28 protein-coding genes are annotated in these 25,892 nt (G+C 68.4%); 18 read left to right on the forward strand and 10 right to left on the reverse strand.

Annotation, left to right across the window (positions count from 1 at the left end):
* The first annotated feature begins 5 nt into the window (after nucleotides 1-5).
* On the forward strand, nucleotides 6-1,079 hold the full coding sequence (locus F8O03_RS10350; protein ID WP_151423806.1) for an SIS domain-containing protein: 1,074 nt from the start codon (nucleotides 6-8) through the stop codon (nucleotides 1,077-1,079).
* Between the two features lie 57 nt (nucleotides 1,080-1,136).
* Here F8O03_RS10350 and F8O03_RS10355 read toward each other — a convergent pair whose 3' ends face one another.
* Nucleotides 1,137-1,469, reverse strand: coding sequence for a hypothetical protein (locus F8O03_RS10355; protein ID WP_104254307.1), 333 nt, complete (start codon nucleotides 1,467-1,469; stop codon nucleotides 1,137-1,139).
* A gap of 156 nt (nucleotides 1,470-1,625) precedes the next feature.
* Between F8O03_RS10355 and F8O03_RS10360 the strand changes: the two genes are divergently transcribed.
* A complete protein-coding gene (locus tag F8O03_RS10360; protein WP_151423807.1) occupies nucleotides 1,626-2,411 on the forward strand; it encodes a hypothetical protein in 786 nt (261 codons plus the stop codon).
* A gap of 4 nt (nucleotides 2,412-2,415) precedes the next feature.
* Here the strand turns inward: F8O03_RS10360 and F8O03_RS10365 are convergent, their stop codons facing one another.
* Entirely contained in the window at nucleotides 2,416-2,601 is a 186-nt protein-coding gene (locus tag F8O03_RS10365) for an MbtH family NRPS accessory protein (protein WP_208851842.1), read from the reverse strand.
* 217 nt (nucleotides 2,602-2,818) lie between these two features.
* Between F8O03_RS10365 and F8O03_RS10370 the strand changes: the two genes are divergently transcribed.
* From F8O03_RS10370 to F8O03_RS10390, 5 genes are all read left to right on the forward strand, one after another.
* Nucleotides 2,819-4,285, forward strand: a complete 1,467-nt coding sequence (locus F8O03_RS10370; protein ID WP_151423809.1) for a protein adenylyltransferase SelO — start codon at nucleotides 2,819-2,821, stop codon at nucleotides 4,283-4,285.
* Nucleotides 4,286-4,412: 127 nt separating this feature from the next.
* A complete protein-coding gene (locus tag F8O03_RS10375; RefSeq protein ID WP_151423810.1) occupies nucleotides 4,413-5,141 on the forward strand; it encodes a hypothetical protein in 729 nt (242 codons plus the stop codon).
* Nucleotides 5,142-5,197: 56 nt separating this feature from the next.
* Nucleotides 5,198-6,514, forward strand: coding sequence for a sensor histidine kinase (locus F8O03_RS10380; protein WP_151423811.1), 1,317 nt, complete (start codon nucleotides 5,198-5,200; stop codon nucleotides 6,512-6,514).
* Nucleotides 6,511-7,230 (forward strand): response regulator, encoded by a 720-nt coding sequence (locus F8O03_RS10385; RefSeq protein WP_244296177.1) that lies wholly within the window; start codon nucleotides 6,511-6,513, stop codon nucleotides 7,228-7,230. The genes F8O03_RS10380 and F8O03_RS10385 overlap by 4 nt, the downstream gene beginning before the upstream one ends.
* Before the next feature lie 59 nt (nucleotides 7,231-7,289).
* The gene (locus tag F8O03_RS10390; RefSeq protein ID WP_151423812.1) at nucleotides 7,290-7,775 is read left to right on the forward strand and encodes a MarR family winged helix-turn-helix transcriptional regulator; all 486 of its coding nucleotides are present in this window, start codon (nucleotides 7,290-7,292) and stop codon (nucleotides 7,773-7,775) included.
* On the opposite strand, the gene F8O03_RS10395 is transcribed toward F8O03_RS10390, so the two are convergent.
* Entirely contained in the window at nucleotides 7,772-8,155 is a 384-nt protein-coding gene (locus tag F8O03_RS10395; RefSeq protein WP_208851843.1) for a hypothetical protein, read from the reverse strand. The genes F8O03_RS10390 and F8O03_RS10395 overlap by 4 nt on opposite strands.
* 128 nt (nucleotides 8,156-8,283) lie before the next feature.
* On the opposite strand from F8O03_RS10395, the gene trmB reads away from it, so the two are divergent.
* The gene (gene trmB / locus F8O03_RS10400; RefSeq protein ID WP_151423813.1) at nucleotides 8,284-9,024 is read left to right on the forward strand and encodes a tRNA (guanosine(46)-N7)-methyltransferase TrmB; all 741 of its coding nucleotides are present in this window, start codon (nucleotides 8,284-8,286) and stop codon (nucleotides 9,022-9,024) included.
* Here trmB and F8O03_RS10405 read toward each other — a convergent pair.
* Nucleotides 9,002-10,612, reverse strand: coding sequence for a DHA2 family efflux MFS transporter permease subunit (locus F8O03_RS10405; RefSeq protein ID WP_151423814.1), 1,611 nt, complete (start codon nucleotides 10,610-10,612; stop codon nucleotides 9,002-9,004). The genes trmB and F8O03_RS10405 overlap by 23 nt on opposite strands.
* 276 nt (nucleotides 10,613-10,888) lie before the next feature.
* On the opposite strand from F8O03_RS10405, the gene F8O03_RS10410 reads away from it, so the two are divergent.
* From F8O03_RS10410 to F8O03_RS10425, 4 genes are all read left to right on the forward strand, one after another.
* Nucleotides 10,889-12,385 carry a dicarboxylate/amino acid:cation symporter gene (locus tag F8O03_RS10410; RefSeq protein WP_104254314.1) on the forward strand — a complete coding sequence of 499 codons (1,497 nt, stop codon included), beginning with the start codon at nucleotides 10,889-10,891 and terminating at the stop codon, nucleotides 12,383-12,385.
* Between the two features lie 351 nt (nucleotides 12,386-12,736).
* A complete protein-coding gene (locus tag F8O03_RS10415; protein WP_151423815.1) occupies nucleotides 12,737-13,942 on the forward strand; it encodes a DUF2510 domain-containing protein in 1,206 nt (401 codons plus the stop codon).
* Between the two features lie 45 nt (nucleotides 13,943-13,987).
* The gene (locus tag F8O03_RS10420) at nucleotides 13,988-14,365 is read left to right on the forward strand and encodes a DUF2834 domain-containing protein (RefSeq protein ID WP_151423816.1); all 378 of its coding nucleotides are present in this window, start codon (nucleotides 13,988-13,990) and stop codon (nucleotides 14,363-14,365) included.
* Nucleotides 14,366-14,446: 81 nt separating this feature from the next.
* Nucleotides 14,447-14,983: a hypothetical protein gene (locus tag F8O03_RS10425; RefSeq protein WP_151423817.1), complete on the forward strand. Its 537-nt coding sequence runs from the start codon at nucleotides 14,447-14,449 to the stop codon at nucleotides 14,981-14,983.
* Here F8O03_RS10425 and F8O03_RS10430 read toward each other — a convergent pair.
* Both F8O03_RS10430 and F8O03_RS10435 read right to left on the reverse strand, forming a co-directional pair.
* Nucleotides 14,922-15,950 (reverse strand): S41 family peptidase, encoded by a 1,029-nt coding sequence (locus F8O03_RS10430; RefSeq protein WP_151423818.1) that lies wholly within the window; start codon nucleotides 15,948-15,950, stop codon nucleotides 14,922-14,924. The two genes, F8O03_RS10425 and F8O03_RS10430, sit on opposite strands and share 62 nt — an antisense overlap.
* Nucleotides 15,951-16,039: 89 nt before the next feature.
* The gene (locus F8O03_RS10435; protein WP_151423819.1) at nucleotides 16,040-17,017 is read right to left on the reverse strand and encodes an aldo/keto reductase; all 978 of its coding nucleotides are present in this window, start codon (nucleotides 17,015-17,017) and stop codon (nucleotides 16,040-16,042) included.
* Between the two features lie 102 nt (nucleotides 17,018-17,119).
* Here F8O03_RS10435 and F8O03_RS10440 point away from each other — a divergent pair, with 102 nt between their 5' ends.
* From F8O03_RS10440 to F8O03_RS10460, 5 genes are all read left to right on the forward strand, one after another.
* Nucleotides 17,120-18,010: a helix-turn-helix transcriptional regulator gene (locus F8O03_RS10440; protein WP_151423820.1), complete on the forward strand. Its 891-nt coding sequence runs from the start codon at nucleotides 17,120-17,122 to the stop codon at nucleotides 18,008-18,010.
* A 158-nt stretch (nucleotides 18,011-18,168) separates the two neighbouring features.
* Nucleotides 18,169-18,630, forward strand: coding sequence for a hypothetical protein (locus F8O03_RS10445; RefSeq protein WP_151423821.1), 462 nt, complete (start codon nucleotides 18,169-18,171; stop codon nucleotides 18,628-18,630).
* A 60-nt stretch (nucleotides 18,631-18,690) separates the two neighbouring features.
* The gene (locus F8O03_RS10450) at nucleotides 18,691-19,386 is read left to right on the forward strand and encodes an alpha/beta fold hydrolase (RefSeq protein WP_151423822.1); all 696 of its coding nucleotides are present in this window, start codon (nucleotides 18,691-18,693) and stop codon (nucleotides 19,384-19,386) included.
* A 148-nt stretch (nucleotides 19,387-19,534) separates the two neighbouring features.
* A complete protein-coding gene (locus F8O03_RS10455) occupies nucleotides 19,535-19,921 on the forward strand; it encodes a DMT family transporter (RefSeq protein WP_151423823.1) in 387 nt (128 codons plus the stop codon).
* Nucleotides 19,921-20,244: a DMT family transporter gene (locus tag F8O03_RS10460; protein ID WP_151423824.1), complete on the forward strand. Its 324-nt coding sequence runs from the start codon at nucleotides 19,921-19,923 to the stop codon at nucleotides 20,242-20,244. Before F8O03_RS10455 ends, F8O03_RS10460 begins: the two co-directional genes overlap by 1 nt.
* 18 nt (nucleotides 20,245-20,262) lie before the next feature.
* Here the strand turns inward: F8O03_RS10460 and F8O03_RS10465 are convergent, their stop codons facing one another.
* Together F8O03_RS10465 and F8O03_RS10470 are read right to left on the reverse strand one after the other, a co-directional pair.
* On the reverse strand, nucleotides 20,263-22,257 hold the full coding sequence (locus F8O03_RS10465; RefSeq protein WP_208851844.1) for a glucose PTS transporter subunit IIA: 1,995 nt from the start codon (nucleotides 22,255-22,257) through the stop codon (nucleotides 20,263-20,265).
* 184 nt (nucleotides 22,258-22,441) lie between these two features.
* Entirely contained in the window at nucleotides 22,442-23,365 is a 924-nt protein-coding gene (locus F8O03_RS10470; protein ID WP_425280953.1) for a MurR/RpiR family transcriptional regulator, read from the reverse strand.
* Nucleotides 23,366-23,461: 96 nt separating this feature from the next.
* On the opposite strand from F8O03_RS10470, the gene murQ reads away from it, so the two are divergent.
* Nucleotides 23,462-24,382 carry an N-acetylmuramic acid 6-phosphate etherase gene (gene murQ / locus F8O03_RS10475; protein ID WP_151423827.1) on the forward strand — a complete coding sequence of 307 codons (921 nt, stop codon included), beginning with the start codon at nucleotides 23,462-23,464 and terminating at the stop codon, nucleotides 24,380-24,382.
* 24 nt (nucleotides 24,383-24,406) lie between these two features.
* On the opposite strand, the gene F8O03_RS10480 is transcribed toward murQ, so the two are convergent.
* Together F8O03_RS10480 and F8O03_RS10485 are read right to left on the reverse strand one after the other, a co-directional pair.
* The gene (locus tag F8O03_RS10480) at nucleotides 24,407-25,240 is read right to left on the reverse strand and encodes an SDR family NAD(P)-dependent oxidoreductase (RefSeq protein WP_151423828.1); all 834 of its coding nucleotides are present in this window, start codon (nucleotides 25,238-25,240) and stop codon (nucleotides 24,407-24,409) included.
* On the reverse strand, nucleotides 25,233-25,886 hold the full coding sequence (locus F8O03_RS10485) for a TetR/AcrR family transcriptional regulator C-terminal domain-containing protein (RefSeq protein ID WP_151423829.1): 654 nt from the start codon (nucleotides 25,884-25,886) through the stop codon (nucleotides 25,233-25,235). The genes F8O03_RS10480 and F8O03_RS10485 overlap by 8 nt, the downstream gene beginning before the upstream one ends.
* Nucleotides 25,887-25,892: the final 6 nt, after the last annotated feature.

The raw sequence follows: 25,892 nt of genomic DNA on the forward strand, positions 1-25,892 counted from the left end.
ACATCATGACGACGATGCTGGACTGCATCAACGAACAACCCCGCGTCTGCGAGCAGATCCTCGCCGACGAGGCGACCAGCTTCTCGGAGTTCGACCGCCTCATCGAAGACCGCCAGGTGAACCGCGTCCTCGTCCTCGCGACGGGGTCATCCCTCAACGCCGTGCACGCCGCCGAGCGCCACCTCGAGGTGGTCGGCGGCATCGTGACCAAGGTCGTCGAACCGTTCACGTACTCGGAGTACGAGAGCCTGGACAACGACTTCGACCTGGTCATCGCGGTCTCCCAGCGCGGGACCAGCTCATCGACGATCGACGCGGTGAAGGCCGCCCGGGACCGGGTCGCGGCTCCCATCCTCATCGTGACCGCCGACACACGGAGTCCACTCGCTGCCCTCGGCGACTGCCGTCTGGACATCGGCTGCGGCGACGAGGCCGTCCGCTACTCGACGAAGGGAGTCACGGCCACCGTCCTGAGCCTGCTGCTCCTGTCGGTTCGACTCGCGGAGCACGGACGCCGTGAGATCCCCGCCGAGCTCGCGCGGCCCGGAATCGCCGCGGCGGTGGCCTCCATGGGTGGCGTCATCCAGCACGCGGAGCAGTACTACGACGCGCACCGGGAGGAGCTCGAGGCCGCAACCCGCATCTCGATCCTCGGATTCGGACCGAACGTGGGCACCGCCGTGGAAGCCGAGACGAAGATCATCGAGACGGTTCGCGTCCCCGTCCAGGGCATGGAGCTCGAGGCGTACATGCACGGGCCGCTCTTCGAGCTGCGCCCCGAGTACACCCTCTTCCTCACCGAAGTGCCCGGGACCACGTCGGCTGAGCGCCTCCGTCAGTTCGCGGACTTCGCGTCAGGACACTGCGACCACGTGCACATCGTGACGTCGGGTGCGAGCACGGGCGCCACGCGAGAGCTGGCACTCGACGAGCAGGTCGCGGAGGAGCTCTCCCCGCTCCTGCTCATCGTTCCGTACCAGGTGCTCGCCTATCGGATGTCCGCGTCCCGGGGCATCGACCTCGTCGAGCCGGCGTTTCCCGACTTCCGCTCCGCCATGCGGACCAAGGTCGCCGGGTAGCCACGGCGCTCCGCGGGGGTGGCCAGCGGCACTGGTCATCCCCGCCCCCTGGCGCCGCTAGCCTTCGATCTCCTCCACGGAGAACACGTAGTAGGTGTGGCCGGGGGCCGTGACCTCGACGACCCTGCCGCCCGGGATGTCGCGGGGCTCGCCCGTCGTGACGTTCGGATGCTCCGCCCGCCACGCATCCACGTCGTCGACGAAGTACATGGGGCCGGCGGGACCCCAGCCAGGCTCGTCGTCGAGCATCAGCTCGATCTCGAGTTCCGGCATCTGCATCGAGACGGTGTGCTCGCCTTCGCGCCACGCCTCCTCCCAACCCAGGTCGAGGTAGTGCTGGACGGCCGCCCCCAGGTCTTCGACGGGCTGGAACTGGAACGTCAGGATCACGGTGGTCTCCCCAGTCGGCGGGCGGGCGCGGTACTCAGAATCTAGCCGCCCGCGCGCGTTCGACACCACGCGGCGACTCCGAATCGTGATGCGCGCGACGAGCGTCGATATCGTTCCGTGACCGGATGCGGGACGTCCGGTCCATAGGGTCGGTGCATGTCCCTCCGTCGCCTCGCCCCAGCGTCGACGCTCTGCGGCGCCCTCCTGCTGCTCGCCGGATGCGCCTCGCCCGAATCGGCGGCTGTCGCGCAGCCCGCCGCCAGCGTGGCACCCGCCGCCAGCGTGGCACCCTCCGCGAGCGCGGCACCCTCCGCGAGCGCGGGCGGGTCGGTGGCCGACGAACGTCCCTCGCAGGACGCGCTCGATGGCATCCCGATCGAGGAGATGACACACCAGCCCGTGCCGGTGCAGATGACGCAGTGCCTCACGCAGCAGGCGAAGTGGATCGATCTGCCCGCGGGGAAGACGTCGTCGGACCTGTACACCCGCATCGCCGCGCACGAGCAGGAGCTGCTGTTCCTGCTCCCAGACGAGGTCGGCGGCTTCGACAACGTCGAGGTCGCGGCTGGCCCTGGCCCGAGGGGCGCGGTCAGCGTGTCCATCGTCGGATCCGCTGACCTGGGGGACGACGCCGCGGCCTCGTGGCAGGCGCTGCGCGACGCGACGCCGGAGGTCGACGCCGCGGCGGCCGGCATCGAAGCGGAAGGGGCGTCGTTCGATCCCAAGCTGGTGGACTTCTCGTACGCCACGCTCTGCAAGGCCGCTCTGGCGGTGACGTCGATCTGGAAGGGCAACGACGACGGCCTGCTGTCCGTGCGCATGGATGTGGAGCTGAACCGCCTCATCCTGGGCATCGATGCTGCGGCCCTCTCCGACTCCTACCGACAGGAGCTCCTCGCGACGGCGCCTGCCGGAATCTTCGAGTTCGAGGAAGTTCAGTAGTCGGTTACGGTTCGAGCTCCCGCTCCGGGTGCTCGCGCGCGAGGTACGCGCGGCAGTCCCGCTTCGAGGCTGGGCCGAAGACCGACTCCCAGCCCTTCGGGATGTCGGCGAAGTCCGGCCAGAGCGAGTACTCGCGATGCACGTTCCTGAGCACCTGAAACTGTGCACCCGCGTCGTCCCAGGCTGCCATCAGCGGCCTCTGACGCATTCGGCACGTCGACCTTGTCCCCGCATCTTCGACCTCGCTTCAGCAGTGGCTTGTGCTCCTGGTGGAGCTTGGCGCTGTACCGCGGCGGGGGTCTGGGCAGGCGAGATGGAGCGTACATCCGCCTCCGAGGAGGGACATGTGAGCGGCTGCGGGGCGCACTCTCACCCCGCTTTGCGGCAGTCGCCCTACCGTGGCTCGCATGAATGCGACCACGCAGGCGGAAGTGACCTTCGGGAATCGCTTCGCACGAGAACTCCCGGAGCTGGCGAGGCCGTGGGAGGCGGAGCCCGCCCCAGCCCCGCGCCTCGTGCTGTTGAACGACGATCTCGCCGTGGAACTCGGGTTCGACCCGAACGTGCTGCGCGGCGACGAAGGGGTCGCGATGCTCCTCGGAACCAGGCTTCCTGAGGGGGCGACGCCCGTCGCGCAGGCGTACGCGGGGCATCAGTTCGGGCAGTACTCGCCGCGTCTGGGCGACGGGCGTGCGCTCCTGCTGGGAGAGGTGACGGATACGCGCGGACGAGTGCGGGACATCCACCTCAAGGGATCGGGCCGCACGGCATTCGCCCGTGGCGGCGACGGGCGCGCGGTCCTCGGCCCCATGCTGCGGGAGTTCATCGTCAGCGAGGCCATGCACGCCCTCGACATTCCGACGACCCGGTCGCTGAGCGTGGTCGCGACCGGGCGAATGGTGCAGCGTGACGACGTGCTCCCGGGCGCGGTCCTCACCAGGGTCGCGAGCAGCCATCTGCGCGTCGGCTCGTTCCAGTTCGCCCGAGCCACCGGCGACCTCGATCTGCTGCGGCGTCTCGCGGATCACGCCATCGCCCGCCACTACCCGGCTGCCGCGGAGGCAGCGAATCCGTACCTCGCCTTCTTCGAGCGCGTCGTGTCCGCCCAGGCGAAGCTCTCTGCGCAGTGGATGCTCGTGGGCTTCGTGCACGGGGTCATGAACACGGACAACATGACGATCTCGGGCGAGACCATCGACTACGGACCGTGCGCGTTCCTGGACGCGTTCGACCCGGACGCCGTCTTCAGCTCCATCGACATCCAGGGCCGCTACTCGTTCCGGAACCAGCCGCATGCCGCGGGGTGGAATCTCGCGAGGTTCGCTGAGACGCTCCTCCCGCTCTTCGCGGACGACGAAGACGAGGCCGTCGCCCTGGCCGAGCAGGCAGTCTCCGGGTTCGGGCCGGTCTACCAGGGTGCGTGGGTCGCTGGCATGCGCAGCAAGCTCGGGCTTCCCGGCGACGTCGCCCCGGACACGTTCGAGCGCCTGCTCGGCGAGCTCCTGGCCCTCATGCAGCGCAGCGGCGCCGACTACACCTCCACCTTCCGGGCGCTCGGTTCCTACGCCCGCGGCGACCGTGGCCCCGCGCTCGAGATCTTCGGGGAGGCTGGTCCCGCGTTCCGCACCTGGGTTCAGGCCTGGCTCGGGCTCAGCCCGAACGCGAGCGCCATGGATGCCGCCAATCCCGTATACATTCCGCGCAACCACCTCGTCGAGGAAGCGCTCGAGGCGGCGCTTGACGATGATCTCGAGCCCACGAGGCGCCTGCTCGCAGCCGTGACCGCCCCGTTCGACGAGCGGCCCGGCCTCGAACGCTACGCGACCGGAGCCCCGCCCGACTTCGGCGCGTACGTCACCTTCTGCGGAACCTGAGCACTCGCGGCGGGCAGCCCCCACGCGGTGTCTCGAGCACGGAGGATGCGCGCTGCACCGCCTCCCGGATAGCCTGGAGACGAGAGCCGCGCTCCTTCTCCCGATCAGCGCGGGCAGTGAGGTCAGAATGTCCAGCGATTTCCGCAGCCCATCCCGACGCAATGTGCTCACGACCGCCGCGTGGGCGGCCCCCGTCCTGGCGGTGGCGACGGCGACACCCCTCGTCGCCGCATCCCCGAACCGCTGCGGCACGATGGCCTGGACCGGCACGACCCGAGCCGGTGATGTGAGAACCGGCACCGCGTCCACGTCGAGCACGAGCTCCTCGACGATCACGGTGACGAGGGCGACGCTCGCCGGCTCGCCGCAGAACCCGACCGCAGTCGATGGGAACTTCAGCCCGCTCACCACGGCAGGCACCGGCGCCGGACCGGTCGGCGCTCTGCGGATGTGGCAGCAGTCGTCCGCCGCGAACGTGCAGGCGAGGCAGAGGCTGACCATCACGTCGAGTCGGCCCCTGCGGCAGGTGAAGTTCCTGGTCTACGACTTCGGACGCGCCAGCGCGACGACCAGCTACTCGGATGCTCTCGGCACTTCCGGCTTCGCGGCGGCCAGCATTGTCCGGCAGAACACGACCTCGGCGACAATCGTCGGCGCAGGCACGGTGGCGTCGCCCTGGAGTCGCAGCGCGAACTGGTCGGCGGAGCCGACGAGCACGGTGGAGGTCACGCTGAGCAGCACGACCGCCAGCGTGCAGTCGTTCACGCTCGAGTACTCGAACGCGGCGACGACTCCCGTCTCGGGGTCCGGCAGCCAGCAGTGGATCTCCCTGTCGAACATGGAGTTCTGCTTCTAGCCGAGTTCAACCGAACGGCCGATCCGAATGTCGGTGCGTGTTCCTAGACTCAGCGCATGACCGCTCCTCTTCCGAAGGCCCCGCACCTCGTGGACGAGCTGGCACTCGACGCAGCGCCGCACGGCGTCGGACTGACCGAGCGCGACCTCCGCTCCGCGGAGTCCTGGGGAGGCAGTCGCCGCTGGCGTCCGTGGATGCGGGCCGTCGCCGTCTCCCTCGGGTCATTCCTCGCGGGCGCGGTGGTCTTCACCCTGGTACTCGCCGTGGAGATCGAGGATCCCGCGTCCGATACGGAGTCGGGGGCGTTCTACGGGTTCCTCATCGTCAACGTGGTCGGCGGGCTTCTCGCGTGCATCGCCATCGGCCCGATCCGCGGTTCTCGCGCGGGGAACCTGTGGGTCGTCGTCATCGGCATGACCAGCTCCCTGGCCGTCGGGGCATGGCTGATCGCTGTGATGCGGCTCGGCGCGCGCCGTTCGCTGCCGTTGGATGCGCTGGTCGTGGCCCTCGTCGTTGGCGGCGGGGTCCTGTGGGACGGGTTCCAGTCCAGCGTGGCCGGCCGTGCGCCCATCGACGCCCCGCTCTTCTACATCATCCTCGTCGCCCTGTCGACGATCATCGCGCTGCTCTTCGGACGCTCCCGTGGCACGCGCGCCGCGCTCATCACCTCGTTGCGCGCGCAGGCCGCCTCGGCAGAACGCGAGCGGGCCGCGCTCGCGCAGAGCCGCGTCTCCGACCTCGAGCGCGCCCGGGCCGAGGAACGGGCCGCGATAGCCCGTGACATGCACGATTCGATCTCGCACGACCTCGCCGTCGTCGCCACGCAGGCAGGAGCTCTCGCGTACCGCAGCGACCTGTCGCCGGAGATCGTGCGGGAGACGGCCGCCACGGTGCGGGAGTCGGCGGCACGCGCCAACACTCGTCTCCGCGAAGTGCTCACGGGCATGCGCGAGCCAGACGGCACCGGTCGAGGCGACGCCCCCCTCCCCGACCTGCGAGCCCTCGAGTCGCTCCTCACCGAGGGCGCGCCCCACCAGAATCCCCCGTTGGTGACCTGGCGCGACATCGAGCCAGGTGACCTCTCGCGGCTTTCCGCGGAGCGCATCCGTGCCCTCCACCGCACCCTCTCGGAGCTCCTCGTCAACGCTGGCAAGCATGCCCCGGAGGCGGGGGTGCACGTCGTCCTCGCCGGTGGCGACGCTCATCTCAGCGTCACCGTCTCGAACACCTTCCAGCCACCGGCGGCCCCTGCCCTCGGCACCGGCTACGGCCTCCTCGGTGCCCGCGAGCGCATGCATCTCGTCGGTGGCACCTTCGAGGCGGGTCCCGCCGAAAGCGGCGACTTCGTGGTGGAGGTGACGCTTCCGTGGTGACTCCACACCCTGGCACCATCAGCGTGCTCATCATCGACGACGAGGTGGGGATCCGGATGGGACTCAGGCTCCTCATCGACGGTGCGGAACGCATCCGCGTCGTCGGAGAAGGCGTCAACGGCGACGAGGCGCTCACCCTCGCCGCGCACCACGACCCCGACGTCATCCTCATGGACGTTCGCATGCCCGGCCTCACCGGCATCGACGCGGTGCAGCGACTCACCGACGCCGGGTCCCGCGCGAAGGTCGTGATGCTCACCGCGTTCGACACGGAGGAGTTCCTGCTGGATGCGCTCCGGGCGGGTGCCGTCTCGTTCCTGCTGAAGGATGCCCCGCCGGAGGACATCGTCGGGGCCGTGCTCGACGCGGCACAGGGCAAGTCCGTCTTCTCGCCGAGCGCACTCGACCGCCTCGTTCGCGCCGCCGCAGGCGGAAGCACCGACGAAGCTCGCCCCCTCGACGGCAGCGGCAGACGGCAGCGCGAGCCGGGCGCGACCCGCGACGACGGGTTGCTCGCCACCGTCACGAGTCGCGAGCGGGAGATCGCGCGGTACGTCGCGCAGGGCATGACGAACGCCGAGATCGCCTCGGCCCTGTTCGTCAGTCAGGCGACGGTCAAGACGCACCTGGCGAGCCTCTTCTCGAAGCTGCACGTCACCAACCGCGTGCAGCTCGCGTTGCTCGCCCTCGAATGGGAGGCAGCTGAACACGCCTGAGGCGTCGAAGCCCGGCGTGTACTCTGGGCGGCACAACCGAGATCGAGGTGAGCGCCGCAGTGACGAATGTCCCCTCCGCTGACGGCCCGCCCCGGGCATCCGCGCTGAACCCCGCTCTCATCGCGCTCGCGGAAGCAAGGCAGGCGTCGCAGCATGAAGCGAGGCGGTCGCTCGGCATCGGCGAGATGGATGCGCGAGCCCTCGCGTTCCTGGCGCAGAACCCCGGCTCCAGGCCCAGCGCCCTCCGCGCACACCTGGGTCTCACCTCCGCAGGTGTCTCGACACTCTGCGACCGGCTCATCGAACGCGGCACGATCCATCGCGACACCGACCCGAGCGACCGGCGCGCGAGCCTCCTCACGGTCACCGTCGACCTCTCGTCGAGTCCGTGGAACCGCCTCAACGCTTTCGACCGGAGCCTCGAGGCGGCGCTCGCCGCGGAGGCGGACCCTGCGACGCTGCAGCGAATCGCCGAGCTGTTGACGCACGCGTTGAGCGTCACGACACAGTCGCCCGAAGGGGCCGAGTCAGCCCAGACCGGTTAGGGGCGGGGGTTGCCGACCGCCGGCTGCTCCTCTGGAGGCGAGTGGAGCTCGGCGAGCAGCACGATCGACTTCGCCTGCAGGAAGGTGCACAGCGCCGAGATGACGGCCAGCTCCTGTGCGAGGGAATGCACGCTCGCGGCTGAGAGGTTCAGCGTGTGCTCGCGGGGCTCCATCGTCACCGACCACTTCGGGCTCTCGCGGGTGCCAGGTTGCAAGTAGAGCTCGGTGGGAACGTCCGTCAGCTGCACTCGCACGAGCCCCGTGTCATGCCCCTCGTCGCCGTCCTGCACGATGACCTTGACGACCCCGGGCTCGGCGTAGCCGAGGCTCTCGAACTCACGCGCCCACGACTCGAGGACTTCTTTGCTTCGATACGGCATTCTGGCCTCCGACCGGGGGTGACGGTATACGACGTCCAGCATCCCTCATCCGGGGCAGTTTCTCGAACACTCTTGCCTGCCAGCTGCTGGTTTGCCCTCCCGCGCCGAGCATCGCCTAGGTTTGTCGGGTGTCAGACGCAGAAACCGCCCAGCCGGAGCAGCACCCCTCGCATCGTCCGATCTTCTCGTTCTCGCGCCGCAGCGGCCGCCTCACGGAGGGTCAGCTGAACTCGTGGAACACGCTCGGCCCGAAGTACCTCGTCGACGTCGAACGCGCCGAGCTCGACTTCTCCGTGAGCCCTTCGTTCCGGGTCGACCCTGCCGAGCTGTTCGGCAGGGACGCGCCGCTCATCGTCGAGGTCGGATCCGGCACGGGTGAGGCCGTGGTCGCGGCGGCCGCCGAGCATCCGGAATGGAACTTCCTCGCCGTCGAGGTCTTCGTCGCTGGCCTCGCCCGCACGCTGCGCCGCATCGAGGACGCCGGCCTGCCGAACGTGCGCCTCGTCGAGGCGAACGCCGTCGAGGTGCTCGAGCACATGCTCCCGGCCGGCAGCATCGAGGAGCTGTGGATCTTCTTCCCCGACCCCTGGCACAAGGCGAAGCACACGAAGCGGCGGCTCGTGCGCGAGGGCTTCGGTGCTGTCGCCGCGAACGCCCTGCGCCCCGGCGGCCGCATGCGGCTTGCCACCGACTGGGAGGACTACGCCTTCCAGATGCGCGAGGTGCTGGATGCGGCACCCGAGTTCACGAGCGAGCATCCGAGCGAGTGGGCCCCGAGATTCGACGGTCGTACGCTCACCGTCTTCGAACGGAAGGCCGCGAAGGCCGGGAGGCGCATCCACGACCTCAGCTACGTGACGGCGGAGTAGCCTCCGCGGCCGACTCCTCCTCGCGTTTCCCAGAGCCGAGGCGAAGCGTCGCGGCGAGGCCGAGCGCGAGGAACGCGGCGGCCGTGAACGCCGACGCGCGGGTGCCATCGGAGAGCGCCGCCTTCGCGTCGTCCACGAAATCAGCCGTCGCGGGGTTCTCGCCGAGGCCAGCGATGGCGCCGCCTGCCGAGTCGACCACCGCCGAGACCACCTGATCTCGCTGCTCGGCGGGCACCTGGGCGTCGTCAAGCGAGGCGCCGAGGGATGCGCCGGTGGTCGTGAAGAGGATCGTTCCGAGGATGGCGACGCCAAGCGCCGACCCCACCTGCCTGGACGTGGACTGCGTCCCGGAACCCTGACCGGAGAGCTCGACCGGGACATCCTGCAGCACGACTCCCGTGAGCTGCGCGGTAGCCAGGCCGACCCCGAAGCCGTACACGAACAAGGCGGGGATGAGCCAGCCCCACTGCGCATCCGGGGCGATGATGAACCCCGCCCACGCGATGCCGACGATCTCCGCGAGGATGCCGACGCGCACGATCGTGACCGCGTTGACCTTCCCGCTGCTCGCACCCGCGAATCCGCTCGCGACGAACGAACCCGCGGCGAGGGCCAGCAGCACGAACCCGGTCTGCAGGGCGTCGAAGCCGAGCACGAACTGCAGCCACAGCGGCAGCGACAGGATGATGCCGAACTCGCCGAGCGCGACCACCATCGCCGCGATGTTGCCGTTGCGGAACGACGAGATGCGGAAGAGGGAGAACTCAAGCAGGGACGACTCGCCCCGGCGAGACCGCCGCACGCCGCGGACGATGAACGTGACGAGGGCGAGCGCCGCGACCCCGAACGCGACGGGCACGGGCGAGATGGGGAGGGGCCACTCGAACGAGCCGATCGTGAAGGTCTCGTTGACGCCCCACCAGCCGTAGGTGCGGCCTTCGATGAGGCCGAAGACGAGGGCCCCGAAGGTGACGACCGAGAGCGCGGCGCCGACGAGGTCGAGCCGCTGCCGCTGGGGCTCCTTGGACTCGTTGACGAAGAGGAGCACGCCGATGACGATGATGATGCCGAGCGGCACGTTGATGCCGAACGCCCAGCGCCACGAGAACTCCGTCGTGAGCCACCCGCCGAGCAGCGGACCGACCGCGGCCATGCCGCCGATCGTCGAGCCCCAGACGGCGAACGCGATGCCCCGCTCTCGACCCCGGAAGGTCGCGTTGATGAGCGAGAGCGTCGTCGGGAGGATCATCGCCCCACCGACGCCCTGCACGAGGCGGGCGAGGATGAGCAGCCCACCCGTCGGAGCGAGTGCCGCTGCCACGGAGGCGACGGCGAAGATCACGACGCCGATGAGCATCAGGCGGCGGCGGCCGACGCGGTCGGCGAGGCTTCCGAAGAGGAGCAGCAGCGACGCGAAGACGAGGGTGTAGGCCTCCTGGACCCACTGCACCTCGGTCGACGTGATGCCGAGCTCGGTGACGATCGACGGGACGGCGACGTTCACGATCGTCGAGTCGACGATGATGAGCGCCACCGCGACGCTGATGAAGACCAGCCCAACCCACCGACGACGTGCTGACTCAGCCATGATGCTCCAACTTCTCGGCAGGGGACGGGACGACGTGGTGAGGGTACGCCTCATTGCTTGCGATTTCGCTCAATCGTTTAATTACTTTGGGTGGGGCGCGCCTGAGTTGTGGTCTCGCCGTTCCATTCCCGCCCTGACGGTTCGTGACGTCCCCGAGCACACCATTTGTTGCGTGTCATGAACCGTCACACCCGTGACACTCCCCCGGGTCAGGCGTAGCCTCGCTCAGTTCGCGGAATATCCCGCGAAATGAGAAATCGCATCGGGAGATCTTCCATGTCGGCCAACACCCCCACAACAGCCGGAGCATCCGAAGCTGAGGTGACGCCGCGCCCCAAAAGCCGCGCGCGCAAGCTCCTCACGTCGTTCGGATTCCAGATCCTTGCGGCCCTCGTCCTGGGCGTCGTGCTCGGACTGGTCGCCCGCAACCTGGGCGACGACGCGGAAGGCAACCCCAACGGGCTCGCCGCGACGCTCGCCACCATCGGCAGCTCGTACGTCACCATCCTGACCGCCGCTGTCGTTCCGCTCATCCTCACCGCCGTCATCTCGAGCATCGCGCAGCTGCGCCTCGTGACGAACGCGGCCAGGCTCGCCGGCCAGACCCTCCTGTGGTTCGGGATCACGGCGCTCATCGCCGTGACCATCGGCATCGTGCTCGGCGTCACCATCCAGCCGGGCAACCGCGTCGACCAGTCGCAGCTCGAGACCGGTGAGCCCTCCTCGGTCGGCACCTGGTGGAACTTCCTCACCGGACTCGTGCCGCAGAACTTCCTCGGCATGGGCGTGCGCTCGCGCGTCGACGCAGACACCGGCGACGTGAACTCGACGATCGCGTTCAACGTGCTGCAGGTCATCGTCATCGCCGTCGTCATCGGCATCGCGGCACTCCGCCTCGGCAAGCGCGCCGAGCCGTTCCTCGAGTTCACGGCGTCCGCCCTCGCGGTCATCCAGAAGGTGCTGTGGTGGATCATCCGCATCGCCCCGCTCGGCACGCTGGGCCTCATCGCGAGCGCCGTCGTCAACTACGGCTGGGAGAAGCTCACGAGCCTCGCCTGGTTCGCGATCGCCATCTACATCGGCCTCGCGCTGGTGCTGTTCGTCGTCTACCCGATCCTCGTGAAGGCGCACGGCCTGTCCATCGGCCGTTTCTTCTCCGGCGTGTGGCCGGCAGTGCAGCTCGCGTTCGTGAGCCGCTCCTCCATCGGCACGCTCCCCCTCACGCAGCGCGTGACCGAGCGCAACCTCGGCGTGCCCCGCGAGTACGCGTCGTTCGCCGTGCCGTTCGGCGCGACCACGAAGATGGATGGATGCGCCGCGATCTACCCGGCGATCTCCGCGATCTTCGTCGCCCAGTTCTTCGGCATCGAGCTGTCGATCATGCAGTACATCCTCATCGTCATCGTGTCCGTCGTCGGCTCCGCCGCGACGGCCGGTACGACGGGTGCCACGGTCATGCTCACGCTGACCCTGTCGACGCTCGGCCTCCCACTCGAGGGTGTCGGCCTGCTGCTCGCCATCGACCCGATCCTCGACATGGGCCGCACCGCGACCAACGTGGCCGGCCAGGCGCTCGTGCCGATGATCGTCGCGAAGCGCGAGGGCATCCTCAACGAGAAGCTCTACAACGCGCCCCGCGGCGACGTCGCCTTCTCCGACGAGACCGACGAGGAAGTGGAGGAGACCATCCAGCGCTCCACCGGCTCGCAGAACGACCGCGAGCAGGACGCCTTCGAAGGCGCAACCCTGCAGGACGCGGAACGCCGAAGCTAGCCTCGGCTCAAGCCGTCAACGGGCGCTTGCCCTCGGAACCCCACGCGGGGAGTCCGGGAGCAGGCGCCCGTCTCACGTCTGCACTCTCCAACTCCTGATCTGCTCAGGTGACGACACTAAGAACGAAAACACCCGCAACGATCTGCTCGCTCGACCCTGAACTTCGGATTGCCTCCGTCGGCACCCGGACAATCAGCAACGCTCCATCGCCTGTAGCTTCGTCACAAAGAAAATCTAATCGCGGCGATTCGGACGCCTTTTCGAACACGCGAGAAAGCGCGCTGGCAGTAGGGACGGACGGGGAGCCCGAATTTCTGGCGCCTGATAACCACCACCGACAGAGGGGTTCATATGACACTCGCACCTGGCTGGCACCCGCACCCGTCTCGTCCTGACCTTCAGCAATGGTGGGATGGGAAACGTTGGCGCGAGGCCACCTGGCCGAAGAAGGTCGGTTTGCAGCCACTCGCGCGCTATCAGCCCGCGTGGCCTCGACTCGATGTCTCCAACACACCGCAGCCACGGTACGACGTCGTGGGTGAAGCCTATCGAGCCGAAGAAATTCTGGCAGCACTGGGCATGAACCGCCCGCCCGTTGGGCGGGAGGTCGAGCGCTTCATGAACGCCGAACTCATCCCTGAACCGGACAATCCCCACAGCCAATCCGGACTTGCAATCAGCGTCCGCATCAACGACCACGTCGTTGGCTACATAAGCGAGGAAGACGCTCCCCTCCTGGCACCCCACATCCACCGCGTCATCGCCAGCGGCTACGTACCCGTGACGAGAGCCCGTGTTTGGGGTGCCACTCGACAGAGTCGTAACGGGGTTCGGTTCAACAGCGCGATTCGCCTCGCCTATAGCCCGACCAGCGCAGGTGAGCCCATCAACTCTCCTCCAGGTCACCCATGTGTCGTACTTCCGAGGGGTCGCACACTTCAAGTCACGGGCGAAGAGCAGTATCTGCACGTCCTAGGGGAGTACCTCACCCTTGCACCTCGTACCGCAGTGCTTGTCACACTTCACCGGCAAGATTTCCTCACGAAAACTGGCCTTGAGCGGAGTGTCGTGGAGGTTCGACTCGACGGGGAGACCGTCGGCAATCTCTCGCCGGCCATGTCCAAGCAGTTGCTTCCGGTTATCGATCACCTATTCGAAGCAGGCAACTACTGGACTGCGGCTCTGGGAAGCCTGCAGGGCAATTCGCTTTCCATCGAGCTGAAGCTCGACGTAGCGAAGACAGAAACCCTTACCGACGAGTGGATTGAGTCCCCCCACCGCCAACCCCCGCAGCTCGTGCCGGTGAGTACCAACTATCGCGTACCACCGGCATTCCGAAGGGCGCGAACTATCGAACCAGCCCCACAGCCGAAAGGCATCGGATGCCTGGCCTGGGTTGGAATTCTGATCGGTGCTCTGCTGTTAGCCGTGTTCTTGGCACCGTTTGGATCCTTGCTCTCGATGGCCATCATCGTTCTAGGATTTGCCTGGTCGAATTACCAAAAGAAACAGCCACCAACCCTCGTTGGCCAGCACACTCCAGGCACGGCAGACTAACTCGGAGCTTGGTATCCGTAGGGCCGGGCGTGCAACCCTTGCCGCATGCGCGCATCCACCTGGACTCCCCTCGCGATCTTCTACCTCGTGCTCGCCATCGTCGGCGGGGCCGTTACCTGGACGTTCAACGTCATGGCCGGCGCGGAAGGCAGCGCCTTCGTCGGTGACTACTTCGGCAGCGGACCCGCCGTCACGTCGATCGTGATCGACGTGCTGGTCGCCGCAACCGTGGGCGCGGTGTTCATCATCGTCGAAGGGCGGCGGCAGGGGATGCGGCGGCTGTGGGTCTACATCCTGTGCTTCGGCGTCGCGTTCGCGTTCGCCCTACCGCTGTTCCTCGCGATGCGGGAGCGACACATCGCGGCGGGGCGCGGCCGCGGCGCAGGCAACCGAGTCACCGCTCCTGAGCGACCCCACTCATAGCCGCTGAGGTTCCCGTGCGCTGAGCCCGCACGGAGGTCCGCCTGCTTGGGTCACTGCATAGCCAACTCAGAGGAGACCACCGTGCGCAAGACGATCTGGTTCGCAGGCGGCATCGCGATGAGCATCCTGTACGTCCTCCTCGTCGGCTACCTGACACTGCAGGTGATCGGTCTCGCCGCAGGAGCGGTGCTCGGGCTCGACAACCAGCTGACGGCCGTGACGACCCCAGGCCCGGGCCTCCTCCAACTCGGTGGAATCGCCGCGGCGAGCGCCGGCGTGCTCCTCGGACTCACCTGGGCGACACGACGCGCGGACCCCGCGAACCGGTTCTCGCTGCGGCTTGGCTTCGCGGTCGCCACCACGGCGCAGGTCGTCGCCGCGTTCGCGGTCCTCTCGCAGCGCTTCGAGGTCTTGAACCTCGACACCGGACCGGCACCGTGGGTCGAGGGCTGGCTGACCAGGGGCGGCACCGCCTCGGTTGTTCACCTCATGCTGATTGTGGCCGTCGGCCTGCTGTTCACGCGCCGCGAGCCAACCGGCGTCAAGCCAACCAGCGTCAAGCCGCCGAGCATTGCTCGGCCAGCCAAGCATGAGCCAGCTGAGGAGCGTCGCCCGTGAGTGCAGAGATGTCGGGTTGGATGGGCTCCGGCATGACCGCGCCCGTCCGGTCCGTGTAGCGCGAGGTTGTGAGCAGGATCTCCGATCCGTCGGAGAGCAGGAAGCCCTCGACTCCGGTCGCGAGCCCGTTGCTCTTCTCCCCGAACGTGCGGACGTTGCCCTGCCCTGAGAAGCCCGCGAGCACCATCTCGGCGGCGGAGGCCGTGTAGAAGTCCTGCAGGACCGCGATCGGCTTGCCCCCGAAGGCGTCGGCGTCGATGTCGGCATCGGAGTCGAAGCGCAGCTCGTAGCCGTCGGTCGAGGTCGCACTCTCCGTCGATACCGTGATCGCGTCGCGTTGGCCGTCGCGGTCCACGAATCCCGCAACCTCGCTCGTGTCGAAGAGCGGCGAGACGGCCCCGAGCATCGGGAACGCATTGCCGCCCCAGTTGCCGCGCAGGTCGACGACGAAGCCGCACGTGTTCGCATCCGCGAGCGCTGACAACCCCTCGACTCCGGTCCGTGCATACTCCTCGGCGAGGGGGCCTTCGTGTCCGATCGCCGACACCGTGATCGTGACGGTGCGGCCCTGCGTCGCTTCGACCGTGGGCGGGGCGCTCGGTGCCTCCGTGTACGCTGCTTCCCGCTCATCGGCGGGAAGGAACCTCGCATGCCGGCCACCGGCATCGAAGGCCGCCGCCGCAATCAGGTCGTGCGCCTCCTCGAGGGTTGTGGCCGACGCGCCCGCGGCGAGGAGCGCATCCCGTTCGGCCGACCAATCTCCACCCGAGTACAGGCCGTGCTCCTCCAGAACCTGGGCAGCCTCTTCGACAAGTGCCGCCGGGCTGACGATCGGCGTGGGGACGGGCTCCGGCTCGGGCGACGCGGTGCACCCGGAGAGCCCCACGGCGAGTGCGGCAGCCACCGTCAGCGAGAGGCTCGCGCGCACGCTCCGCCCGCCCCGCGGCTGCATGGCGACGTTGCTCATGCACCAACCCTACGGTTCGTGGCTTCGCCAGCGGGGCCCGCAGGCCGGACGCCCGGCTCCCCGCGGCCCCGCGTCTGACCGCGAGCTCCTCACCGATCGATGGAGGCCATGTTGGCGTGGTCGTGCCTGGCACCCGCCGCGGGCTCGAGCGACTCGAGGCGCTGCACCTGCGACGCCGAGAGTTCGACCGCGTCGGCTGCGGTGTTCTCTTCAACCCTGCCCACCCGACGTGTCCCTGGAATGGGGGCGATGTCGTCGCCGTGCGTGAGGATCCAGGCGAGCGCCGTCTGGGCTGGCGTCGCGCCGATCTCCTCGCCGATGGCGCGCACCTCGTCGACGAGACGCAGGTTGCGCTCAAAGTTCTGGCTCGTGAACCTCGGGTTCGTCTTGCGCCAGTCGTCGTCCGGGAAGTCAGCGACCGAGCGGATCTGACCGGTGAGGAGCCCGTGGCCCAGCGGGGAATATGGCACGAACCCGATGCCGAGCTCCCGGAGCAGCGGCAGAATCTCCGCCTCGACGTCACGCGTCCAGAGCGAGTACTCGGTCTGCAGCGCAGAGACCGGATGCACGGCGTGCGCCCGACGGATCGTCTCGGGGGACGCCTCCGACAGCCCGAAGTGCAGCACCTTGCCCTCGGCGACCAGCTCGGAGATGGCCCCCGCCGTGTCCTCGATGGGCGTGTTCCGGTCGACGCGGTGCTGGTAGTAGAGATCGATGTGGTCAGTGCCGAGGCGGCGCAGCGACCCCTCGACGGCCGCGCGAACATTCACTGGGCTGCTGTCGACGCCCGACTGCTGCTCGGCGTGCGAGTAGAGGCCGAACTTCGTGGCGATCTTGACCTCGTCGCGGCGCCCCTTGATCGCCTCGCCGACGATCTCCTCGCTGAGGAAGGGGCCGTAGATCTCGGCCGTGTCGATGTGCGTCACGCCAAGGTCGAGGGCCCGGTTGATGGTGGTGATCGACTCGGAGTGATCGAGCGCGCCCTCGCTCGTATAGGTGCCCGCCATGGTCATGGCGCCGAGTCCGATGCGGGAGACCTCGAGGCCTCCGAGAGTGATGTGCTTCATGAAAACGAGTCAATCCGCTTCCGCTCGAGGCAACGCGGCCCTGTTGTGAGGTGCACTGGCAAGACCCCTCTGACCGGCGAGCTACGGCGTAGGGTCGCTGGCATGGACATCCATGAGGACTTGAGCGCGTTCCTCACCTCTCGGCGGGCGAAACTCACACCCGCCCAGGCGGGGTTGCCAGACTTCGGCGGTCGACGCCGAGTTCCTGGATTGCGCCGCGAGGAAGTCGCACTGCTCGCAGGGATGAGCGCCGAGTACTACAAGCGGCTCGAGCGAGGCCACGCCGGCGGCGTCTCCGAGGCCGTGCTCGACGGAGTGAGCCGCGCGCTCCATCTCGATGAGGCCGAGCATGCGCACTTGCACGAACTCGTGAGGACAGCCAATGAGGGCACCCACCCGCAACGGCAGCGCCGCTCCAGGAAACTACAGCTCAGTCCAGCAATGCAGCAGACCATCGACGCGATGTCGACGGTGCCGGTGTTCATCCAGAACGGCCGTCTTGACGCGATCGCGACCAACGCGCTCGGTCGGGCGCTGTTCGCCCCGATGTTCGAGGATGCCCGCCCGCCCATCAACGCGGCCCGCTTCGTGTTCCTCGACAAGCGGTCGCAGACCTTCTACCAAGACTGGGAGAGCAATACGAGGCAGATCGTTGCGATCCTCCGCGCCGAGGCAGGACGCTCGCCCTACGACCGGGCGCTCAGCGACCTCGTCGGCGAGCTGTCTACCCGCAGTGACGCCTTCCGGAAACTGTGGGGCGCGCACGACGTGCGCGAGCACCGCGATGGGCTGAAGAGCGTGCACCACCCCGTCGTCGGAGACCTCGACCTCAGCTATCAGAGCATGGACCTCGGCCCAGACCGAGGGCTGCTCATGCTCGTGTTCTCGGCGGAACCGGGGAGCGCATCCCACGAGCGGCTGCAGCTGCTGTCGAACTGGGCGACCGGGCATCCGGAGCTCGCGCAGGCGAATCCCTCTGCGCGCACGAGCTGAGCTCGTCGCCCCGGACCACGACCCGGCGCTTGTCGACCGCTTACTCGCCGCACTCAGGACTCACTAGGCCCGACGGTGCATTCGGCCGGTATCGACGAGTTGTCCTCGTTTCGCTTGGCCAGTGGTGACTCGAACCGGGCCTGTGCCAGGATCTGAGCATGAAGCCAGTGACGAAGCTGTCGACCCTCACCGCGGCGATCCTGCTGCCCCTGGCGCTCGCAAGCTGCGCGACGAGCCCCGCTGAGACGCAGGAGTCAGCCTCCGAGTCCGGCACCGTCGCGGCCTCCGCGCCGACGTTCGCGGATCTCGAGGCGGGCGGGGCCAACGAGAAGGACCTTCCGAGCGAGCTCCCCGACAACGCGTTGGACGGGGCCGACCTCGACTCGGCCCGGTGGGTCGGCGAGCATGAGGGAACCGACGTGTGGCTGGCCGCACCCGTCGAGGGGAGCCTCTACGACGCCTGCATCCTGGCCTTCCCGGATGCGCAGAACTGGACCAGCGGGTGCGGCGGCGGTGTCTCCGGCCCCGATCAGCGCTGGTACGCCATCGTTCCCGACGGCGAGGCGCCGCCCGAGAACAGCGTCGCCCTCTCGGAGAACGTCTACGTCTCAGCGAGCTGATCTGCGAGACCGCCACCGACTAGCGGTGGAATGTCGGTGGCCGTGGGTAGCGTCAGCGCCATGCACATCATCCTCATCCCCGGCTTCTGGCTCACCGGCGACTCGTGGGCCCCGGTCACGCGAGCGCTCGAAGACGCGGGGCACACCGCGCATCCGCTCACCCTGCCGGGCAAGGCCCCGGGTGACGATGCGGCGGGTGTCGGCCTGCGCACCCACATCGACGCGGTCGCCGCGCTCATCGACACCCTCAAAGGCGACGTAGTGCTCGTCGGCCACAGCGGCGGTGGCGCGGTCGCCTACGGGGCGGTGGATGCACGCCCCGACCGCGTCTCGCGGGTGGTCTACGTCGACTCCGGGCCGCTTGCCGACGGCGGCGTGATCAACGACGGCTTCGAGTCTTCCGCCGGCGCGGTGCCGCTGCCAGACCGCAGTGTCTTTGGGGAGCCGGAGCTCGTCGACATGACCGAGGAAGTCTGGCAGCGGCTCGCCGACATCGCCGTGCCGGAGCCCGTCGGTGTGGCCACGGAGAAGCAGCAGCTCGGCGACGAGCGCCGCTACGACGTGCCGGCGGTCGTCATCACGAGCACCATGCCAGAACCGATGCTCCGACAGTTCATGGCCGACGGCCACCCCTACGTCGCCGAACTCGCCCGTGCGCGATCCGTGCGCATCGTCGAGCTCCCGACCGGGCATTGGCCGCAGCTCACGAAGCCGGGCGAACTCGCGGCCGCCGTCGTCGACGCCGTGACCGGCTGACTCGGCTGCACTGATCCGGGCCAACAACCGCCTGCCCGGCGACCGCCCCGGCATCGGGCATGGTCCCGAGGCTGCAGAGCGCACCGCACCCGCCGGTGAACGCGGCCGCGAACCACGCTCCCAGACTGCGATCTGCGAGAATCCGCGCATGCGCAAATGGCTGCTGTTGGCCGCGGCGATCTCCTGCGAAGTCACCGCGTCCCTCTCCCTCAAAGGGGCTCTCGATGCTCCCGCCCTGTACGCGATCGTCGTCATCGGGTACGCGGCGTCGTTCGTGCTCCTCGCCCTCGTTCTGCGCGCGGGCCTCCCACTCGGTGTCGCCTACGGCATCTGGGGCGCCCTCGGAGTCGCCCTGACCGCCCTCCTGTCCGCGCTGCTGTTCGCAGAACCGCTCACCGCGCTCATGGGCCTCGGCATGGTGCTCATCATCGGCGGCGTGCTGCTGGTCGAGCTCGGATCGCAGCGTGCCCACGACCGCGCGCCTCGCGGACAAGAACGCGCCCAGCCCTCTGGCACCGGGCAGGTGTCCGCCTGATGCTCGGCTGGATCCTCCTCGCGGGCGCGATCCTCAGCGAGGTCGGCGGCACGCTCTCCCTGCGGAAGGCCGTCGACGGCAGCCGACTCTGGTACGTCCCCGTGGTGATCGGCTACGTCACCGCATTCACGCTGCTCTCTTCGACGCTCGCGCAGGGAGTTCCACTCGGTGTCGCCTACGGCATCTGGGCGGCGGTCGGCGTCGCCCTCACCGCCGTGCTCAGCCACTACCTCTTCAAGGAGCCGTTCACCTGGATGATGGCCGCCGGCATCGCCCTCATCGGCGCGGGCGTGCTGCTCGTCGAAGTGGGCGGCCAGCACTGAGCGCCGACCGCCCCGACCTCAGCTTCGCGCCGAAGCGACGACAACGGCCTCAACGGTGAGCGGCGGCCCGTCCTGCGTGCGGCGCTCGACGATCGGGAACGCAGCGCCATTCAGCACGACCACAGGTGTGGCGAGCGAGCGAACCCTGCCGCGCACGGCCTCGAGATCCACATCGACCACCACGTCGCCGGCCTCGACGACGTCACCCTCGGCCCGCTTGAGATCGAAGCCCTCCCCATGCAGGTCGACCGTCCCGAGCCCGATGTGCACCAGCACCTCAAGCCCCTCAGGCGTCGTGACCCCGAAGGCATGACCGGTCGGGAACAACGCAGTGATGGTGCCGGATACCGGACTCCGGAAGTCGCCGGACGTCGGCTCGACGGCGAAACCGTCACCCATGGTTCCCGCGGAGAACGCCTCGTCCTGCACGTCCGAGAGCCGGATGATCGACCCCTCGACCGGAGCGAGAATATCGATGCGCTGCCCCGCGACCACCCGCGTCCCGGAGACGTCCGACGCCGGCGCCGCCGACGCCGCGCTCCCCGCGCCCACAGCATCGCTCTTCGGCGCTCCGTATTCGCCCTGATCCGCGTTGTGCTCCGCGAGCAGCGCCGGGGTGAAGCCCCAGAAGTAGGTGATCAGGAACCCGGAGACGTACCCGGCGAGCAACCCGACGACGTAGGCGAGGATCGCGTACCCCTGGCCGTTGTCGCTCTGCAGCAGCGGCAGCAGCGCCCACCCGGACGGACCGATCGCCGTCGCCCCGAACGCACCGGCGAACTGGTTGAACGCTCCCGCGACCGCCCCACCGACCGCACCGCCGAGGCAAGCCGTCAGGAACGGACGACCAAGCGGCAGCGTGACCGCGTAGATCAGCGGCTCCCCGACCCCCAGGATGCCAACCGGCAGCGCACCCTTGATCGTTGTCCGCAGGGACCTGTTCCGGTTCAGCTTGAAGTAGATCGCCAGGGCGGCGCCGACCTGGCCAGCCCCCGCCATCGCGAGGATCGTGAGCAACGGCGTGAAGCCCACCTGCTCGATGAGCGTCGCGTGGATGGGGATGAGCGCCTGGTGGAGGCCGAGCATGACAAGCGGCAGGAAGAGCCCGCCGAGCACGAACCCCGCGAGGAGACCGGAGTTGCTGAGCAGCCAGATCGCGCCGGCCCCGATCGCGCTCGCGATGTTGCCCGCGACGAACATGAACACGAAGATCGTGGCGAGGCCGGAGATGAGCAGCGCAAGCGTCGGTGTCACGAGGATGTCGATCGCATCCGGGATCTTCCCGCGCAGGCTGCGCTCGATCCAAGCGCAGAGGCCTGCGGCGAAGATGGCCCCGATCACGCCTCCCTGCCCAGGTGCGAGCACGATGTCCCCCAGGACGGGGAGGCTGTACTGCACGTCACTGATGCCGGCGAAGACGATGATCGCGGCAACGGCGCCGCCGAGTGCGGGTGTGCCGCCGAACTCCTTCGCGGCGTTGATGCCCGCGAAGATGGGCAGGAACGCGAAGAACGCCGACCCGATGACGGTCAGGGCCGGCACGATCGCCTCGACGAACTCCGGAGCCGTCCCGACGGTGACCCAGTTCACCAGGAGGCCGCGAACGGCCGCGACGATGCCGGCGCCGATGAGGGCCGGGATGAGCGGCACGAAGATGTTGGCGATCTTGCGGATGAAGTTCTTGAACGGGGTGTTGTTGCGCTGCTTCTGTCCCGCCTTGATGGCCGCTCCGCGAGCCGCGAGCGCATCGGCGTCGGCACCCGCCGCACCGAGCTGCTGGCGGAAGGCATCGGTCACCTTGGTGACCTTCCCCGGGCCGAGCACGACCTGGTACGTGTCGTCATCGACGACGCCGAGCACGCCCGGAAGGGACTTGATCGCGGTCTCGTCGATCAGGTCGCGGTCGACGGGGCTGACGCGCATCCGCGTCATGCAGTTCTCGACACCGGCAACATTGCCGGGGCCACCGAGCAACCGCAGCAGCTCGCTGGCGAGTTCGTCGTTTGCGCTCATGGGCATCCTCTTCTCGCGACATTGCTCGAATTTTGAAGAACAGTACCAGGATGCGAGACAAAAAGGTAAAAAAGTTCCCCACCGCGAGATGCCACACCGAAGGCTCTCCGTGCGCGACGGAAGCGCGCGACAAGCGCGGGACCGGCAAGACCGCCCCCGAGCCGACCCAGCGTGCCCGGAGGCCTCAGCCCCCAGAAACCGCCTGGTGCGTCTTCTCGATGGCAGCGACAGACGCCTCGTAGTCAGCCTGCGCGACTCCCGTGAAGACGCAGTCCACGACCATGAGCTGCGCGATGCGGCTTCCAAGAGCAGCGGAACGCAACGGTGTCTCCCGCGCCGCAGTGCGGAGGACGATATCTGCGAGCTCGGCAAGCGGCGACCGCTCGTGGTTCGTGATCGCGACCGTCGTGGCCCCGGTCGCCTTTGCGATGCGGAGGAACTCGACCACCCCGGCGGTCGCGCCGGAGTGCGAGATGGCGATCGCGACGGCCCGATCGTCGAGCACTGCGGCGGCGGTCCACGCCGCATGGGCTTCCGGCCATTCGAGGGCTATGCGTCCGATCCGCGACAGCTTGCGCTGCAGGTCGACACCGACGACGGAACTCGCACCGATCCCGTGGATGTCGACGCGAGCAGCGCCGGCAATGGCCTCGACGGCGGCCGCCAGGGCATCGATGTCCAGAACCTCGGCGGTGTCCGCGATCGAGAGCGTCTCGTTCATCGCGATCTTGGCCACCACGTCGGACAGCGAGTCGCCCGGAGAGATGTCTGCCGCCGGGGCAACCCCTGCGCCCGACGCGAGGCGCTCCCGCAGGTTCTGCTCGGTGAGGTCATGTCGCAGGTCACGGAACCTGCTGTATCCGGCGCGCCTCGTGAAGCGAACGACCGTGGTCGTCGACGTGCCGGCGAGGTCTGCGATCTCCGCCATCGACCTCGTCGCGAAGCCCTCTGGGTCGGCGAGGAGCGCCTCCGCGATGCGGCGCTCAGACGGTCGCAACGAGGGCATCAGCGCCCGAAGCTCGACCAGTACAGTGCGAGAACTCGCCTCTGCGTCACGTGTGCCCACAGTCCACCTGCTTTCCGGAACTAGCGTAGCGAGCAGGCGCACAGGCACGCCTCGGAAGTTTACTTACTTCCCTAGTGCAATTCGTGTACTTTCATAACTCAGGTTCGCACGGTGGCGACCCGAGGATCGGAGATGCGCATGCCCAACGAAGAGATCGCGACACTCGCAGCCCTCTCGACCGAGGGGCGAAACCCCCGAAGTCAGGACCTCGACACGCTCGACACCTTGCAGATCCTGGCACTCATGAACGACGAGGATGCGACGGTCGCCGGCGCCGTTCGCGCGGCACTCCCTGCCATCGCGCGGGCGGCAGACCACATCGCGGAGGCCAGGCGCGCTGGTGGCCGCCTGATCTACCTCGGTGCCGGGACGAGCGGCCGCATCGGCCTCTTGGACGCCGTCGAGTGCCCGCCGACGTTCGGGACCTCGCCAGAGGATGTGCTGGGCGTCATGGCCGGCGGGTCCCAGGCGTTCGTCCGTGCGGTGGAAGGCGCCGAGGACGACCCTGAGCTGGCGGGGCGCGAGCTGGACGCGATCGGCCTGCAGGCAAGCGACGTCGTCGTCGGCCTGGCGGCGAGCGGTCGCACCCCGTACGTCATCGGCGGCCTCCGAGCCGCCCGTGCCCGCGGCGCATCCACCGTTTCCATCGCATGCAACGCGAACGCCCCGATCAGCGCGGAGGCCGACATCGCCATCGAGGTCGTGACCGGGCCGGAGGTGCTCACCGGGTCGACGCGCCTCAAGGCCGGCACCGCCCAGAAGCTCGTGTGCAACATGCTGTCGACCGCGAGCATGGTGCGCGGCGGCAAGGCCTACGGCAACCTCATGGTCGACGTGCGCCCATCGAACGCGAAGCTCGTCGACCGCGCGCAGCGCATCGTCGCCGAGGCCACCGGGGCCGCGCGCCCTGACGCCGACGCGGCGCTCGCCTCAGCGGGGGACCATGCGAAGACCGCCGTGGTCATGCTGCTCGCCGACTGCGATGCAGAAGCGGCCGCCGCCCTCCTGCGCGAGGCCGACGGCAACGTGCGGCGCGCCGTCGAGCTCGCCGCTGGCTGAGCCCGCCGCGGAGCAGTCCGCGCCTCAGGATGCGTCGAGCCCGACGAGCTCCGCGCTGCGCTTCCACAGCCCCTCGATGAGGTCCTCGTCGAAGATCTGCGGGTTCACGTTCGTCGCGTGGTGGCGTTCGTCGTAGTACTCGCCCGCCTGCCAGGTGACACCCGGCGTGCCTGCGATGAACCACTCCAGCGTCTCACCGCCCTTCGCGGCGCTGATAGTGAAGAGCTTCGCGAGCGGGGTGCGGTAGAGCAGCCGCATGAGGCTCGTCGAATCGGAGGAGAAGTTCGTGCCGACGACCCCGGGGTGGAACGCGACGCTCGCGACTGGCCGCCCCGCGGGTCCACGGTGCAGCCCTTTCGTGAAGAGGATGTTGGCGAGCTTCGCGTCGCCGTAGGCCTTGTTCGCGCTGAAGCGGGCGTCGTTGTTCAGGTCGTCGAGATCGATACGACCCATGAGGCGTGCCGCGATGCTCGCCGTGTTGATGACCGCTCCGACCTGGACCTCCTCCAGCAGGAGGTTTGTGAGCAGGAACGGCGCGAGGTGGTTGACCTGCAGCGTCAGCTCGTTGCCGTCGACGGTTCGCGTCGTGTCGCCGAAGATCCCGCCCGCGTTGTTCGCGAGCACGTCGATCGGGCCGACCTCGGTGACAAGCGACGCGGCGAGTTCGCGCACCTCGTCGAGGCGTGAGAAGTCGGCGACAAACGACTCGGCGCCGATCTCGCCCGCGACCGCAGCCGTCTTGGCGGCGTTGCGCCCGACGACGACGACCCGCCACCCCTTGACTGCAAGCGACCGCGCAGCCGCGGCTCCGATTCCGTCCGAGCCGCCCGTGATGACGACCGTCTTCGCCTCAGCCACGAGCGTTCGCCGCCAGCACGCCCTCGAGGCGAGCGATGATCGCCTCGAGTCCGAAGTCGAACGACAGCTCGAGGCGGCGCGACGGCTCGAGCGACCGCGTTACGCCGTGGAGCACCGGATGCGCGTCGGGGTCCGCGGCCCACGGGATGGGCGGGGAAGCCGCATCCACGACCCGACCGAAGGTGAGCCCCTCGAGCACGGCGATCGCGACGAGCGCCTGCTCGTCGGTGAATCCCACCGAGCGGAACGTGATCGCGATGGCTTCGTACACCTCGAGCGTCTGCTCGTCGCTGACCGGCTCCTGCACCATGATCGGGAGGGCGAGCGGATGCTTCGCGAGGGCTCGCGTGTAGTCCTTCGACCACCGGCGCACCTGGTCCTGCCAGCTCATGGCGGCGAGGGCCGCGAGGTCCTCGTCAGTGGCGTCCTCGAGACCGATCGCCAAGGACAGCTCCGTGCTGATGAGCGCCCGGATCCCGTTCACGATGCCGGCTCGCCCATGCACGTGGTGGTACATCGACGACGCACTCACCCCGAGCTCTTTGGCAAGCACCGGAATGGAGAAGTCACCCTTGCGATCGATCTGCTCCAGCGCGGCCAGGCAGATTTTCTCGGGAGACAGGATCGGAATTCTCGGACGTGCCATGATCAG

The sequence above is a fragment of the Pseudoclavibacter terrae genome, from assembly GCF_008831075.1.
GTDB lineage: Bacteria > Actinomycetota > Actinomycetes > Actinomycetales > Microbacteriaceae > Pseudoclavibacter > Pseudoclavibacter terrae.